The organism is Faecalibacterium gallinarum, assembly GCF_022180365.1.
Taxonomy (GTDB): Bacteria; Bacillota; Clostridia; order Oscillospirales; family Ruminococcaceae; genus Faecalibacterium; species Faecalibacterium gallinarum.
Map to the genome: position 1 here is coordinate 37204 of NZ_BQKV01000032.1, position 14009 is coordinate 51212.

Sequence of the window (14009 nt, forward strand, 5' to 3'; positions counted from 1 at the left end):
AAGGATTTTTCATGTCTGCACAATACGAACTGATTGCCCCCTGCTTTTTTGGCTGCGAGTCCACCGCCAGCTTTGAGCTGCGCCGGATCGGCGCCGAGGAGATCCGGGTGACGGATGGGCGGCTGACCTTCCGGGGCGGGGCCGAGATGATCGCCGCCGCCAACCTCAACCTGCGGACGGTGGAGCGGGTGATGGTCCTCCTGGCCAGCTACCCCGCCTCCACCTTCGACGAGCTCTTTGATGGGGTGTACAATATCCACTGGGAGGAGCTGCTCCCCGCGGATGCAGCGATCCCGGTGACGGGCTCCTCCCTGGACAGCCAGCTGACCAGCGTGCCCGCCTGCCAGAGCATCATCAAAAAAGCCATTGTCAAGCGGATGATGCAGGGGTATCACACCTCGGTGCTGCCCGAGAGCGGCGTGGAGTACCGGGTGCGGTTCATGCTGCGGAAAAACCTCTGCGAGATTATGCTGGATACTACCGGCGAGGGCCTCTATAAGCGGGGCTACCGCCGGAACGCCATGGAGGCCCCCATCCGGGAGACCCTGGCCGCCACCATCGCCGACCTGGGCCGGGTGCGCCGGGACAGCCTGGTGGAGGACCCCTTCTGTGGCAGCGGCACCCTCATCATCGAGGCGGCCCAGAAGGCCCTGAACATTGCCCCGGGGCTCAAGCGCCGGTTCGCCGCCGAGCGGTACAGCTTTGTGCCCGCCTCGGTCTGGGCCGAGCAGCGGCAGCTGGCCCTAGCCCAGACCCGGCTGGACGCCGGGTTCGAGGGGATCGGCTATGACATCGACCCCGCGGCGGTGGCTCTGGCCAACGCCAACGCCAAGCTGGCCGGGGTGGACAAGCGCTGCCGGTTCGAGGTAGCCGACGTGGCCCAGTTCGAAGCCCGGCCCGAGGCCATTGTGCTGACCAACCCCCCCTACGGCGAGCGGATGGGCACCATCGAGGGGGCGGCCCGGCTGGCCCGGACCCTGGGGCGGCAGATGGAGGCCCACCCCTGCCAGGGGCTCTACGCCATCACCGCCGATCTTGAGTTCGAGAGCCACTACGGCAAACGGGCCAACAAGCGCCGCAAGATGTACAACGGCATGATTCCCTGCCAGCTGTATATGTATTACAATGTCCCCAACCGGGAGCAAAAGCCCGCCGCCGCGGCAAAACCCCTGCCCAAGACCGGCTTTGACGGCAAGCGGAGCTACCCCACCGGCCGCCGGCCTCTCCGCACCGACGAAAAATAATCCATGAATGAGGCTGTGTCCGCTTTTTGAGAGGCGGCACAGCCTCTTTTTTGTGCAGAAAACCGGAAATGTCTGCCCCGGTTTGTGCATAAACGCGGGGCGGGGGAGTTACCGGGTAAAAAGGCGCCAGATCCCCGGGGAAAAGGACCAAACTGAAAATTACACAATTTCAGAAAAACAACGAAGTACAGATTAAAAAACTGGAATCTGCGCGAAAATACACCGGCCCCAAAAGGGAAATGCCCGGCCGTTGGATTTTGGGGAGTTGCAACCCATACCAAAATCGATTATACTAACTTTATCTGGTTCCCAAAAGGCGGTTGGTGCGGCCGACCGCCGGGATCTTGTTTTGTGCAAACCGAACGAGGAGGATGCGCTGCCATGAGGGGGAGACTGAGGCCCTACCTTCCAGAGCTGACCATACGGGATTACAACATCTACCAGCGGTATACCCGCGGGGTGCGCCGTCAGCTGTATAAGGAATATGGACTGTTTTCCTGCTGGATGCTCCATCACCATGGGGTGGTGTATGCCATTTTGGCGGACAGCCTGGCTGGGCGGCCCGCCACCTGCCGGGTGGAGCGGCTGCCGGGCACTTTGATCCGCGCTCCTCTGATGTGCCAGACCAAAGGGATCTGGCTGGCCGCCCGGATGGAAATTCTCATGAGCTGGCACCGCTTGCAGGAGTGCAAGTGGCAGGACCTCCGCTTTTACCAGAAACTGCGGTGGGCGGTCCACCGGCTGCTGCTCCACCGGGCTTACTGCAAGGCTGTCCGGGAGGTCCCGGCGCTGGAACGGCTGTTCCGGCAGGAGAAAGCCCAGATCGAGGCCCAGATGGAGCTGCACAGCAAGGACTATGCTCTGGCCGCCGAGCCCATGAGCAACGTGTTTGGTGCGCTTTATTCCAGCCTGGCGCCGGACGACGCCACCGCCCGCAAAAATATGCGGTACATCGGCTGCTGCATCGGCCGGGCCTTTTATCTGCTGGATAAGGCCGAGGGGTATCTTGTGGACAAACGCTATGGCCGGTACAACGTCTTTATCGAAAACGGCCTCAGCCGGGAGGAGGCAGACGCCAACGCTCACCGTCAGGCCATCGACGCGGTGAACGATCTGGCCCGGGTTTATTCCATGATGGATATCAAACTGAACCGTTCCCTTTTGGGGAATATCATGATTTTAGGGCTGCGCAACGCCGTGGACCCGCTGGAATACGGCGGCGAATGGACGGGCGCACGCTGGGAGCTGCCATGAAAAAGAACCAACAGAGCTGGGAGATCGCTTTCTGCGGGGTATCGGCCGCCCTTTCGGTGGCGCTGATGCTGCTGGGGGCGGTGATCCCCATTGCAATGTTTATTGCTCCGGCGGCCGCCGGGATCCTGATTGCGGTGCTCCAGGTGGAGTGCGGCACCCGGCTGGCGGTCACCGCCTATGGTGCGGTGAGCCTGCTGGGGCTTTTGTTTGTGCCGGATAAGGAGGTCCCACTGATTTTTGCCGTGCTGCTGGGGTATTACCCCCTGGTCAAGCCCTGGTTCGACCGGGTCCGCCCGGCGTTTTTCCGGGGGGTGTGCAAACTGCTGCTCTGCAACGGGGCCGTTTTGGTGATGTACGGCTTTTTGCTGGTGCTCTTCCCTGCGGCGGAGATGTCCCCTGAGGCCATGTGGGGGGCGCTGGTTCTTTCCGGCATTACTCTGGCCATCGGGAACGTGGCGTTTCTGCTCTACGATAAGGCCCTGGTCAACTTGATGCGGGCCTATCGGCTTCTCTGGCAGCCCCGGCTCCACCGGATGCTGGGCCGCCATTAAGATACGAAAACAGGGAAAGGGGGAATGTGGAACTTTTGGTTGACAAAAAAGCGCCGGGCCACGCAGGTGACAGCTGTGAGGGTGACGAGGAGAAAAATGATCGAAAGATTCGGCGGATGTTTTTCCGGCTGAGGGCTCAGCCGCAAGCGAGGGACAAAAAACGGCAGCAATACCGCAACAGAACCCTTCAAAGCAAGCCATGCAAAAGAATATACTTTAGAGAAGCTGAGCGGCGGACCGGGGGACCCGGACGGCTGCCGGCATGGAGGTGTTTTGTATGTGTGGCATTGTAGGTTATGTGGGCAAACGTTCGGCCCAGGATGTGCTGCTGGATGGTCTGACCAAACTGGAATATCGGGGCTATGACTCGGCCGGCGTCGCCCTGGCGCTGGAGGGCGGTATCCGGGTGGTTAAGAGCAAAGGCCGCCTGACGGCCCTGGAGGAAAAGCTGCGCCAGGCCCAGCTGGCCCCCAGCAGCTGCGGCATCGGGCATACCCGGTGGGCCACCCACGGGGAGCCCAGCGATGTGAACAGTCATCCCCACTCCACCCCCGAGGTGAGCATTGTTCACAACGGCATCATCGAGAATTATGGCTCCCTGAAGGAGATGCTCTCCGCCCGGGGCTATACCTTTGAGAGCGAGACCGACACCGAGGTCCTGGTCAAGCTGATCGACAGCTGCTACCAGGGCGACCCGTTGAAAGCCCTGATGGAAGCTCTGGCCAAGGTGCGGGGCAGCTATGCCCTGGCCGTCCTCTTCCGCGATCACCCGGACACCATCTTCGCCGTCCGGCGGGAGAGCCCCCTCATCGTGGGCTATGGGGAGGGGGAGAACTTTGTGGCCTCGGATATCCCCGCCCTGCTGAAATACACCCAGAAATACAGTGTCCTGGAAGAAGGGGACATCGTCGTCTGCAAGGCGGAGGGCCTTTCTTTCTACAATGAATTCGGCGAGCCGGTCCAGCGGGCCGTCCTGACGGCGGACTGGGACATCGAGGCCGCCGAAAAGGGCGGCTACCCCCATTTTATGCTTAAGGAGATCAACGAGCAGCCCGCCGCCATCACCGCTACCGTCAGCCCCCGGGTGGAGGACGGGATGCCGGTGCTCCGGGTGCCCGAGCTCACCGACGAGGCGCTGCGGAAGATTGGCCGGGTTCATCTGGTGGCCTGCGGCACCGCCATGCACGCCGGGATGGTAGGCAAGGCGGCCATCGAGGCCCTGGCCCGGGTCCCGGCAGAAGTGGACATCGCCAGCGAGTTCCGCTACCGGGATCCCATCCTCAGCCCGGAGGATCTGGTCATCATCATCAGCCAGTCGGGGGAGACCAGCGACACTCTGGCAGCCCTCAAGCTGGCCAAGAGCCGGGGGGTGCCGGTGCTGGCCATCGTCAACGTGGTGGGCAGCTCCATCGCCCGGGCGGCGGATTATGTGATGTACACCTACGCGGGCCCCGAGATTGCGGTGGCCTCCACCAAGGCCTATATGGTTCAGATGTGCGTGCTCTATCTCTTCGCCCTCCGTCTGGCCTATGCCCGGGGCCGCCTGACCGAGGCCGAAACCCGCCGGTACACCGCCCGGCTCCAGGACGCCGCCGAGATCATCAAGCCCCGCCTGGCCGACTGTGAGTACATTAAGTACCTGGCCAGCCTGTTCATGAACACCCAGAGCTGTTTCTTCATCGGGCGGGGGTTCGACTACTCCCTCTCTCTGGAGGGCAGCCTCAAGCTGAAAGAGATCAGCTACGTCCACTCGGACGCCTATGCCGCCGGGGAGCTGAAACACGGCACCATCAGCCTGGTGACCGACGGGGTGCCGGTGATCGCCCTGGCCACCCAGAAGTCGGTATATGAGAAAACCCTCTCCAATGCCAAGGAGACCAAGAGCCGGGGGGCCAAGGTGATCCTCTTCACCACCAAAGACACGGTGGTCCCCGAGGGAATCGCCGATTACATTGTCCGGCTGGATGAATACGAGGACATCTTCATGCCCTTGCAGCTGATCGTCCCTCTTCAGCTTTTTGCCTATTATATGGCGGTGCTCCGGGGCTGCGACGTGGATAAACCCCGCAACCTGGCCAAGAGCGTGACGGTGGAATAACTGATATAAAAACAAGGCTCCGCGCCTTTCCTGCCCAAAAAGCAGGGGAGACGCGGAGTTTTTCTGTACTATTTCGACGGAAATTTACAAATTGTAAAGGCCAATCTTCTGCTGTTCGGTCAGATGGCGGCGGGCGCGGGCGGCTTCTGCCAGCAGGCCGGCGAAAAGAGCAATCAAATCCGCCAGCGCTACGGCGATCAGGGACAACCAAAAGGCGCTGCCGAGACCGGCCCAGCCCAGGAAAAGATAGAGCAGCAGGGCTTGGGTCAGAGCCAGCAGCCCGAACCCCCACGCCAGCAGGAGCCGCCGCCCCCGCCGTGTTCCAGCAGCCCGTCCGCTGACACACGCCCCGAGAAAGAGGCGGAAGAGCAGACCAAGCCCCGCAGCCAGCAGAAAGACAAGGATCGAGCGATACTCAGCCATCTTCTTTCTCCTTTCGATAGGCGTGTATTAAAAGATTGGCGGCGTCGAAGTCGATTTTTTCCTCGATGGCCAACCGGCGGATCAGGTTAATGTAACGTTCATCGGTCTTGTTTTCCGATGCCATAATTTTTTCGATCAGTTGGTCCAGACGGGCCCGGACGGTGGGGTAGGAGATCTGGTAGACCTTCGCCACCTGTTTGAGGGACCCGGAGGCCAAAAGAAACTGCTTGATAAAGGCGATGTCTGCGTCTTCCAGTTCAGTCAGCCAGAGGGGGAGTTTTTCCATAAGGACCACCTCCACTCTGTATCAATAAGGTTTTATACGATAATGTGATGTTTCTGCAAATTCAGTATAACATATAAATAATATTGAAGTAAACATTAACTTTGTTTATTTTGAGGGGAAAAGAAACAGCCGGAAAGAGAAAAATCTCTCCGCCGGCTGTCCGACTCTCTGCAAAGGGTGCTCACTCCCGCCCGGCGCGGAACTGTTCCAGGGCGCATTTTTCCAGCCGGCTGACCTGGGCCTGGCTGATGCCGATTTCCTGGGCAACTTCCATCTGGGTTTTGCCCAGGAAATACCGCAGCTGCATGATCCGCTTTTCCCGGGGGGTGAGCCCCTCCACCGTCTGGCGGAACTGCAGGCCGCTGATCCAGCTGTCCTCCCCGTCGGTATCCCGCACCTGGTCCATTACATACATGGTGTCGCCGCCGCTGGAATAGATGGGCTCTTCCAGGCTGATGGGTTCCACCACCGATTCCAGGGCCGCGGTCACATCCCGGCGGGGCAGGCCCACCGCCTCGCTGATCTCGGCCACGGTGGGCTCCCGGCCCAGCTGCTTTTCCAGCTGTTCCCGGGCCTGCATGGCGCGGTAGGCGGTGTCCCGCAAAGAGCGGCTCACCCGCAGGGTGTTGTTGTCCCGCAGAAAACGCCGGATCTCTCCCACGATCATGGGCACCCCGTAAGTGGAAAACCGCACGTCCAGGGCGGGGTCGAAGTTGTCGATGGCTTTGATCAGCCCGATGCATCCCACCTGGAACAGGTCGTCCAGATTCTCGTCCCGCTGGGCGAACTTTTGCACCACGCTTAGCACCAGACGCAGGTTGCCCTCGATCATCTGGCGGCGGGCGTCGGCGTCGCCGGCCCGGGCCCGGGTCAGCAGCCCGCGTTTTTCTTCTTCGGTCAAAATGGGCAGCTCGGCGGTATTGATGCCGCACAGCTCGACCTTGTTGTACATCCTGTGATCCCCCGGTTCCTTTTAAGATACCGGGAGTATGGCCGCGCCGTCGGGCGGTCATTCATGAGCCGCGTTTGCCAAATCCATCCTGCCGGGGCAGGGGAGGGGGACTTTACTCGGTTTCCAGCTGGCGGCGCAGGTCACGGATGATCCGCTTTTCCAGCCGGGAGATATAACTTTGGCTGATGCCGATGGCGTCGGCCACCTCTTTTTGGGTGCGCTCCACTCCGTCCACCAGCCCGAACCGCAGTTCCATAATTTGCCGTTCCCGGGGGGAGAGCCGATTCACCGACTGGCGGAGGGTGGACCGCTCGGCGTCCTGTTCCAGTCGCAGCCCCACCTGGTTTTCGTCGCTGCCCAGCACATCCGAGAGCAGCAATTCATTGCCGTCGCTGTCTACATTCAGGGGTTCGTCAATGCTGGCCTCCTGCCGCCGGTTGGAGGTCTTGCGCAGGTACATCAGAATCTCGTTCCCGATGCACCGGCTGGCGTAGGTGGCCAGCTTGATCTTCCGCTCGGGGGTGAAGGTGTTCACCGCCTTGATCAGCCCGATGGTGCCGATGGAGATGATGTCCTCCGAGGGGACCCCGCTGGTCTCGAACTTTTTGGAGAGGTAGACCACCAGCCGCAGATTGTGGGTGATCAGGTCGTCCCGGGCAGTGCGGTCCCCGGCGCCCATCCGGTCCAAAAGCAGCTTCTCCTGCTCGGCGGTCAGGGGCGGGGGCAGACTGGGGGTGCCCGCAATATAATGTACCGTGCCCCGCCGCCCCAGCCGGGCCAAAAGCAGTTTCAGCGTGTTCCAGATTTGATTCAGCATGAAAATTCCCCCTTATCTCAGCAGCCTATAATCCCAGGGCCCCCGCTGTTTCGGCCCCCAGCAAAAGGCTCCAACCCTCCTCATTGCTCCCGGCGCAGAAGGCCGCCAGCAGATTTTCCTGCCGGTAAGTGCGGCCCTTGCTCTGGCGGGTCAACCGCTTGGCCGGCAGGGCGGGCAGAAGCTTTGCCCCGGCGATGGTCCGGCAGGGCAGAAACCGAAGCCGGAGGGCCGGGTCGGGCGGGGGCGGGCAGCCCCCAGCCAGCAGCTGGGCGTCCAGCCCCTCCCGCAGTGCGGGGGGAAGAGCCGTGCGCACCGCCTCGTACCGCACTAACACCACCGGCCGCCCCGAGAGCGGGTCTTCCACCGAAAAGCCGGTGTCGTAGAAAGCCCGCACCGGGAGAGAGACACCTCCCAGCTCCAGCACCGCCGGGACACACCCCGCCCCCGGCCGCCCAAAACAGAAGAGAATCCCCCGCAATGCCAGGTATACCCCCGCCACACACAACAAAAGCCGCCCGGGGGTGATGTCCAGATAGACCACTAAGTTGCCCGTCTGAGCTCCGCCTCCCGGCAGGGCCAGCACGCCCCCGGTGAGGGCCAGGTTCAAAACCAGGTACCATCCCGCCAGATGGAAAAAACTCCGCCGCCCCGGCCAGCCGTAGGCCAGAGCCACACAGGCCCCACCGGAGGCCGCCTTGACCCCCAGAGCCAACCCAAAGGGCAGCTCGGGCGCCAGCAGCAGAAGGGCGCTCAAGCCCGCCGCCCCGGCCCCCGCGGCCAGCCGGGGCCCGCTGCACCGCTGCCCTGCCAGCAGCCCCGCTCCCAAGAGAAAGGCCGCCGCAATCACGAAATTCACCAGAACCAGCTCATCGAGGTAGATCACGGTTTTCATATGTACAGACGCCCGCTCCTTGCCTTGGGTTACTTTCTCCCGTTATAAACCGTCCCGGCTCTCAAAACTTGTCGGAACAGGGTTAGTTCTGTTCCTCCCGGTTTTTTTCGCTTTTTTTCCAAAACCCCTTGCAAAAGCCAGCACCGTGCGGTATAATGCAGGGCGTAACGCAGCCGGACGGCTGCGCGGAGCATGCCTCTTTAGCTCAGTCGGTTAGAGCACCTGACTGTTAATCAGGGTGTCGCCTGTTCGAGTCAGGCAAGAGGCGCCATTAAGCAGTGGACCCTTACGGTTCACTGTTTTTTCATATGGTTTCCCGGTGTGTCGGTTGCAAAAAAGTAGATTTATCGTGCAAATTAAAAAATGTCCTCTTGAAGAAACCGTCACATTGTGGTAAACTAGCGTTGAGCCGAAGGGCGGCTTGTATATTACAAGACGTCACAGAGCTCCAGCATCTCGGTCAAAGGGTAGGCGCTCCCTTCTTTTTGATAGCAGCTGACCCCTGCTTTGTCCTGTTTCTTTAACGGGGCAGGGCAAAGCAGGGGGCTTGCGCTGCTTTCTGGCGCTGAACCTTTTACTTCGCCTCAGACATAGGACTTTTTTATCATTTTTTGATGAAATGGCGGAATCTTCCTCTTGAGGAACCGCTCACAATGTGATAAAATATGTCCATGGTTTGAATAAAATCTGAATAAATCATGTTCCAGAGTTTATTCCCCGTTGTCCGAAATATCTTGTAAAGGAACCATCTATGCGTTATACTTATGTACGGCAGCACGATACCACCGATTGCGCGGCTGCCTGTCTCGCAATGGTGTGCCTGCACTACAAAAAGGAAATCACCATCACGCGGCTGCGCGATATGATGGGTACCGACCTCAAGGGTACCAACCTGGTTGGCCTCCAAAAGGCTGCCAACGAACTGGGCTTCACCTGCGCGGCGGTTCGCGTGGATCGGGAAAATTTCCTCAGTGATTTTTCCCTCCCGTGCATTGCACAGGTAATCACCGATCAGGGCCTGGCACATTTCGTTGTAGTTTTCAAAAAGACCACCATCCCGGACGACGAAGCCCGCCGCAGCCATATGCTGAAACAAGCAAAGGCTGACCAAGAAGCGGACCCCAAGAAAGCCAAAAAGCTTAAGTCCAAAGATTATGTCATCATCGGCGACCCCGCTACCGAGCTTAAGAAGATCAGCCTGGACGAGTTCTACAAGAACTTCACCGGCGTGCTTCTCCTGCTCAACCCTACCTCCGATTTTGCCCCCGGCAAAGTGGAGCAGGGTAGCATCTTCAAGCGGTACGTCAACCTTCTTCTGCCCCAGAAAAAGCTCTTCGCCTATGCAATCCTGAGTTCTTGCATCCTGACGGTTCTGGGCATTGCGTCCTCTCTCTTCAATAAGATATTGATGGACGAGGTCCTGCCCTACGGGCTGAAGAATCTGTTGGTAGCTCTGATTTTGATTTTCAGTGTTGTCAACATCACCTCTACCTTGATTTCCTTCGTGCGGCAGTGGGTTCTGATCCATCTGTCCATTAAGATTGATATCCCCCTCATGCTTGGCTACTTCGGGCACATCTACAAGCTGCCCATGAAGTTCTTCGCCACCCGCAAGACCGGCGATATCACCACCCGTTACTCCGATGCGAGCACCATCAAGTCCATCTTCACCAGCATCGCGCTGAGCCTGATTATGGATATCGCGATGGCTCTCATCACCGGCGTGATTCTCTTTAAGATGAACGCCACCCTGTTTTCCATCTCCCTGTTCATGACTCTGGTCAGTATCCTCTTGGTGCTGGTGTATAAGCAGCCCTACAAGAAGATCAACGAAGAGACCATGCAGCAGGCGGCTGTCCTCAACAGCCAGATGATCGAGAGCCTCCGCGGCATCGAGACCATCAAGTGCAACGCCAACGAGGATACCGAGCTGGAAAATCTCGAGCGGGAGTACATCAAGAGCTTGAAAATCAGCCTGCGTTCCAGCAAAATCTCCACGACGCAGTCCCTGATCACCTCCTTTATTTCCACTGGCTTCACCATGCTGACCACTTTTGTGGGTATCAGTCAGGTGTTGGACGGACAGATCACCCTGGGTTCCTTTATGGCATTCAGCACCCTGTCCAGCTACTTTACCAACCCGATCAGCAACCTGGTTAACCTGCAGATGCAGATCCAGGAAGCGTCGATCTCCATGAAGCGTCTGACCGAGATCATGGACTATGAGCCCGAGCAGACTGCTGATCAGGAGCATATCGATCTGCAAACGATCGAGGGTGACATCGAATTTAAAGATGTCACCTTCCGCTACGGCAACCGCAGCCCCGCGCTGGACCACGTCTCCTTTACCATCCCTCAGGGGAAAAAGGTGGCGCTGGTCGGCTCGAGCGGCTCGGGCAAATCCACCATCACCAAACTTCTGCTCAAATATTATGAGCCGGAGGAAGGCGAAATCGATGTGGGCGGTGTGAATCTGAACGAATACAGCAACGATTCCGTCCGCCGCGCGATCTCCTACGTTCCGCAGAACATCGAGCTTTTCAGCAAGAGCATCTTTGACAACATCCGGGTGTCCCGTCAGGACGCAACCCTGGAAGAAGTCAAGGAAGCCGCCAAAAAGGCAGATGCGCACGAGTTCATCCGCAAACTGCCGCTGCAATACTATACCTATCTGGAAGAAGCCGGCAACGGTCTCTCCGGCGGTGAGAAACAGCGGATTGCCCTGGCCCGTGCCTTCCTGAAAGACTCGAACCTCTATATCTTGGACGAATCCACGAGCAACCTCGACTTTGCGACAGAGAATATCATCTTTGATATGATCTACAACCAGCTGGCCGACCGCTCGATGCTGATCGTCGCCCACCGCTTGTCCACGGTGCGGGACTGCGACATGATTTTGGTCATGGAGCAGGGCCACATTGTAGAGCGCGGTACCCATGACGAGCTGATGGCGAAGCAGGGCAAGTATTATGACCTGTGGAACATGCAGCAGGGCATCTTCCGCCGCAAGCCGGAACATGCCGCCCCCGCAGCTGCCCCCGTGATCGAAGAAGACGACGACGGCGAGGCAATTACCTATTAAGGTGCAATCGAGTGCGCACTCGATTACATAAAATGGCTTTTGGATGGATGCGCAGCCGGAAGGAAGCCGACCACTTAAAAAATTCGATTCAATCATTTGAAGGGAGTAATTCATTATGATGATGCCTGCAAACTACTCTGTTGTTGCAGAGAACGAGATGACCTACGTTGTCGGCGGTGGTATCGCTGACATCCTGGCCCCTGTCATGACCGCTAAGAACGTCCAGAACATCGTTGTCAACACCATTTCCATGGTTGGCAGCTACTTTGTCAACAATGTTGTTGTCAAGGGCCTGGGCATGGTCTTTAGCAATGGCTTCACTGGCGACTACCAGTATGTTGGTGCTGATGACCTCGGCTTCCTGCGTGTTGACTTCAATGGTGATGGCTTCGGCAAGGCTCTGGGCAACCTGGCTCTGAACATTGTCGGCACCGCTTCTGCCATCTACACCATGGGCATGGATGTTATCGGACCCAAGTTCGACGGCATTATCAAGGCTCAGACTCTGCCCAAGGCCTAATCAGTTCTAAAACTGAATATGAAGCGTATTTAGTCTAGGCTCTTTGAGCTTAGATGACAATGCCTCAGTATGGTGTGCCAGGGGGCATCTGCCCCCTGGCACACCTTATTTTTATTATAAAATCGGAAAGAAAAATTTTTTCCTGTTGCCTTTTGGCCCGAAATTTACTATACTTCTTTTAGCAGAGCCTGCGGACAAAAAGCGGGTGGCTGCGCCAAAATTTGAAATTCCTCGCTCTATGCTTCGATCAAAATGGGAGCCACTGGGTGCGGCTTGTGTGGCTTGTGAGGAAAATTTAAGAAAAGACAAGGTGAACAACAATGAATCCGATCCAAGTCAGCGAATCCAAAACCCTGAAACTCACCAACGTTCTCTCCCGCCGGATTATGCCGGAGGAGCTGCAGAACATCGGCACCATCGTTATGCAGATGGATAACTTTATCAAGAGCCAGAACGCTCTGCCCATCGGCCCCCTGGTGCAGCACGTCCAGGTGACCCTCGGCCCCAAACCCGAGGCCCAGATCTACCTGATGCGTCAGGCCAATCAGCTGATCACCAAGATCGACCCCCAGTACCACATGGATGCCGTCCTGCGGGTGAAAGATTGCCTCTACGCCCACTACACCGGCCCCATGGCAAAATCTGAGCTGGCGACCCACAAGCTCAACATTCTCGCCTTTGAGAATGATATTAAGTTGAAAAACAGCAGCTACACCATTTTCGTCAATCAGGACGATGACGATGCGGTGGTAGATGTTTTTATGGAGAAAAACTAATATGACCACGTCCATTCGTAATCTTTATGACCTGCAGGACCGCCGGATCATGATGGAGAAAAAGCTGCCCCCCTATGGCTACGCTTTGATCCTGGTGGTGGCGGCGCTGCTGGTTTTCCTGGTGGTGTGGAGTGTCAACACCCCCCGCGTCTATGTCAGCCAGGTGACCGGCACCGTGCAGGCTGAAAACAAGAGCTACATCATGTCCTCTTATTCCGGCGCCATCACCGAGCTGACCGTCTCGGAGGGCAGCTATGTGGAGGAGGGCGACCTGATCGCCCACATCAAGAGCACCGATATTGACCTGCAGCAGAGCCAGCTGGAGGATCAGCTGGCCATCTATGAGACTCAGCTGGCCCAGTACCAGAAACTGATCCGCTCCATTCAGGACAATACCAACTATTTCAGCGAGACCGACCCCGCCGACCAGCCCTACTACTTCCAGTACCAGAACTACCAGAGCCAGGTCGCTCAGAAAACCTTTGACTCCTCTGCCTACCAGGCCGCCGGCTACACCGACGCCCAGATCCAGGCACTGATGGAGCAGAACCAGAGCCAGATCGAAGAGCTGTATTATTCCGCCCTGCAGTCTGCCTCTCAGTCGGTGACCAACCTCCAGAGCAACATCGACAACATCAAATCCCAGATCGAGGCTCTGAGCACCGGCGCCAACGACTATTACATCTATGCCCCTACCTCCGGCATCATCCACATGGATGTGGCTTATAAGGAGGGGATGGTCGTCTCCTCCGGTGCGGTGCTGGGCACAGTGTCCAGCGTCAACTCGGACTATGAGATCGTGGCCTATGCCTCTCTCACCGACCGCCCCCTGCTGAACGAGGGCGACAGCTGCACCATCGCCATCAACGGCCTGTCCCAGACCGCGTATGGCACCCTGACCGGGACGGTAACCTCCATCGACAGCGACGTGACCACCAGCGGTGAATCCGCCTATTATAAGGTGACGGTCAAGCCGGACAGCACCTACCTTGTCAGCAAGAGCGGCGATAAGGTGGACCTCTCCAACGGCATGAGCGTGACCGCGCGTATCCAGTACGACGAGGTGACTTATTTCGAGTATGTGCTGGATGCTCTGGGCGTCCTGGTGCGCTGA

At 58.2% G+C, this 14009-nt stretch carries 13 protein-coding genes and 1 tRNA gene; 9 read left to right on the forward strand and 5 right to left on the reverse strand.

From position 1 onward, the window contains the following. The first annotated feature begins 11 nt into the window (after positions 1-11). From JCM17207_RS05565 to glmS, 4 genes are all read left to right on the forward strand, one after another. Positions 12-1244, forward strand: a complete 1233-nt coding sequence (locus JCM17207_RS05565; RefSeq protein WP_238316635.1) for a THUMP domain-containing class I SAM-dependent RNA methyltransferase — start codon at positions 12-14, stop codon at positions 1242-1244. Positions 1245-1625: 381 nt separating this feature from the next. Next, the gene (locus tag JCM17207_RS05570) at positions 1626-2498 is read left to right on the forward strand and encodes a DUF5685 family protein (RefSeq protein ID WP_238316636.1); all 873 of its coding nucleotides are present in this window, start codon (positions 1626-1628) and stop codon (positions 2496-2498) included. After that, positions 2495-3049, forward strand: coding sequence for a hypothetical protein (locus JCM17207_RS05575; RefSeq protein ID WP_238316637.1), 555 nt, complete (start codon positions 2495-2497; stop codon positions 3047-3049). The genes JCM17207_RS05570 and JCM17207_RS05575 overlap by 4 nt, the downstream gene beginning before the upstream one ends. A 277-nt stretch (positions 3050-3326) precedes the next feature. Further along, complete coding sequence (gene glmS, locus JCM17207_RS05580; RefSeq protein ID WP_238316638.1) at positions 3327-5147, forward strand: glutamine--fructose-6-phosphate transaminase (isomerizing); 1821 nt, start codon at positions 3327-3329, stop codon at positions 5145-5147. An 84-nt stretch (positions 5148-5231) separates the two neighbouring features. Here glmS and JCM17207_RS05585 read toward each other — a convergent pair whose 3' ends face one another. The 5 genes from JCM17207_RS05585 to JCM17207_RS05605 all read right to left on the reverse strand — a co-directional run bounded on the left by JCM17207_RS05585 (position 5232) and on the right by JCM17207_RS05605 (position 8517). Continuing rightward, positions 5232-5570 (reverse strand): hypothetical protein, encoded by a 339-nt coding sequence (locus tag JCM17207_RS05585; protein WP_238316639.1) that lies wholly within the window; start codon positions 5568-5570, stop codon positions 5232-5234. Further along, complete coding sequence (locus tag JCM17207_RS05590; RefSeq protein ID WP_238316640.1) at positions 5563-5856, reverse strand: DUF2089 family protein; 294 nt, start codon at positions 5854-5856, stop codon at positions 5563-5565. The genes JCM17207_RS05585 and JCM17207_RS05590 overlap by 8 nt, the downstream gene beginning before the upstream one ends. Before the next feature lie 181 nt (positions 5857-6037). Continuing rightward, on the reverse strand, positions 6038-6808 hold the full coding sequence (gene sigG / locus JCM17207_RS05595; protein ID WP_238316641.1) for an RNA polymerase sporulation sigma factor SigG: 771 nt from the start codon (positions 6806-6808) through the stop codon (positions 6038-6040). Between the two features lie 112 nt (positions 6809-6920). Next, complete coding sequence (locus JCM17207_RS05600; RefSeq protein ID WP_238316642.1) at positions 6921-7625, reverse strand: sigma-70 family RNA polymerase sigma factor; 705 nt, start codon at positions 7623-7625, stop codon at positions 6921-6923. A 25-nt stretch (positions 7626-7650) separates the two neighbouring features. Beyond that, positions 7651-8517: a sigma-E processing peptidase SpoIIGA gene (locus tag JCM17207_RS05605; protein WP_238316643.1), complete on the reverse strand. Its 867-nt coding sequence runs from the start codon at positions 8515-8517 to the stop codon at positions 7651-7653. Between the two features lie 194 nt (positions 8518-8711). Between JCM17207_RS05605 and JCM17207_RS05610 the strand changes: the two genes are divergently transcribed. From JCM17207_RS05610 to JCM17207_RS05630, 5 genes are all read left to right on the forward strand, one after another. Continuing rightward, positions 8712-8788 (forward strand) — tRNA-Asn (locus JCM17207_RS05610). Positions 8789-9268: 480 nt separating this feature from the next. Next, positions 9269-11599: a peptidase domain-containing ABC transporter gene (locus JCM17207_RS05615; RefSeq protein WP_238316644.1), complete on the forward strand. Its 2331-nt coding sequence runs from the start codon at positions 9269-9271 to the stop codon at positions 11597-11599. Positions 11600-11714: 115 nt separating this feature from the next. Next, the gene (locus JCM17207_RS05620; protein WP_238316645.1) at positions 11715-12119 is read left to right on the forward strand and encodes a hypothetical protein; all 405 of its coding nucleotides are present in this window, start codon (positions 11715-11717) and stop codon (positions 12117-12119) included. A 320-nt stretch (positions 12120-12439) separates the two neighbouring features. Then, entirely contained in the window at positions 12440-12895 is a 456-nt protein-coding gene (locus tag JCM17207_RS05625) for a hypothetical protein (RefSeq protein WP_238316646.1), read from the forward strand. A gap of 1 nt (position 12896) precedes the next feature. Beyond that, positions 12897-14009 (forward strand): HlyD family secretion protein, encoded by a 1113-nt coding sequence (locus tag JCM17207_RS05630; RefSeq protein WP_238316647.1) that lies wholly within the window; start codon positions 12897-12899, stop codon positions 14007-14009.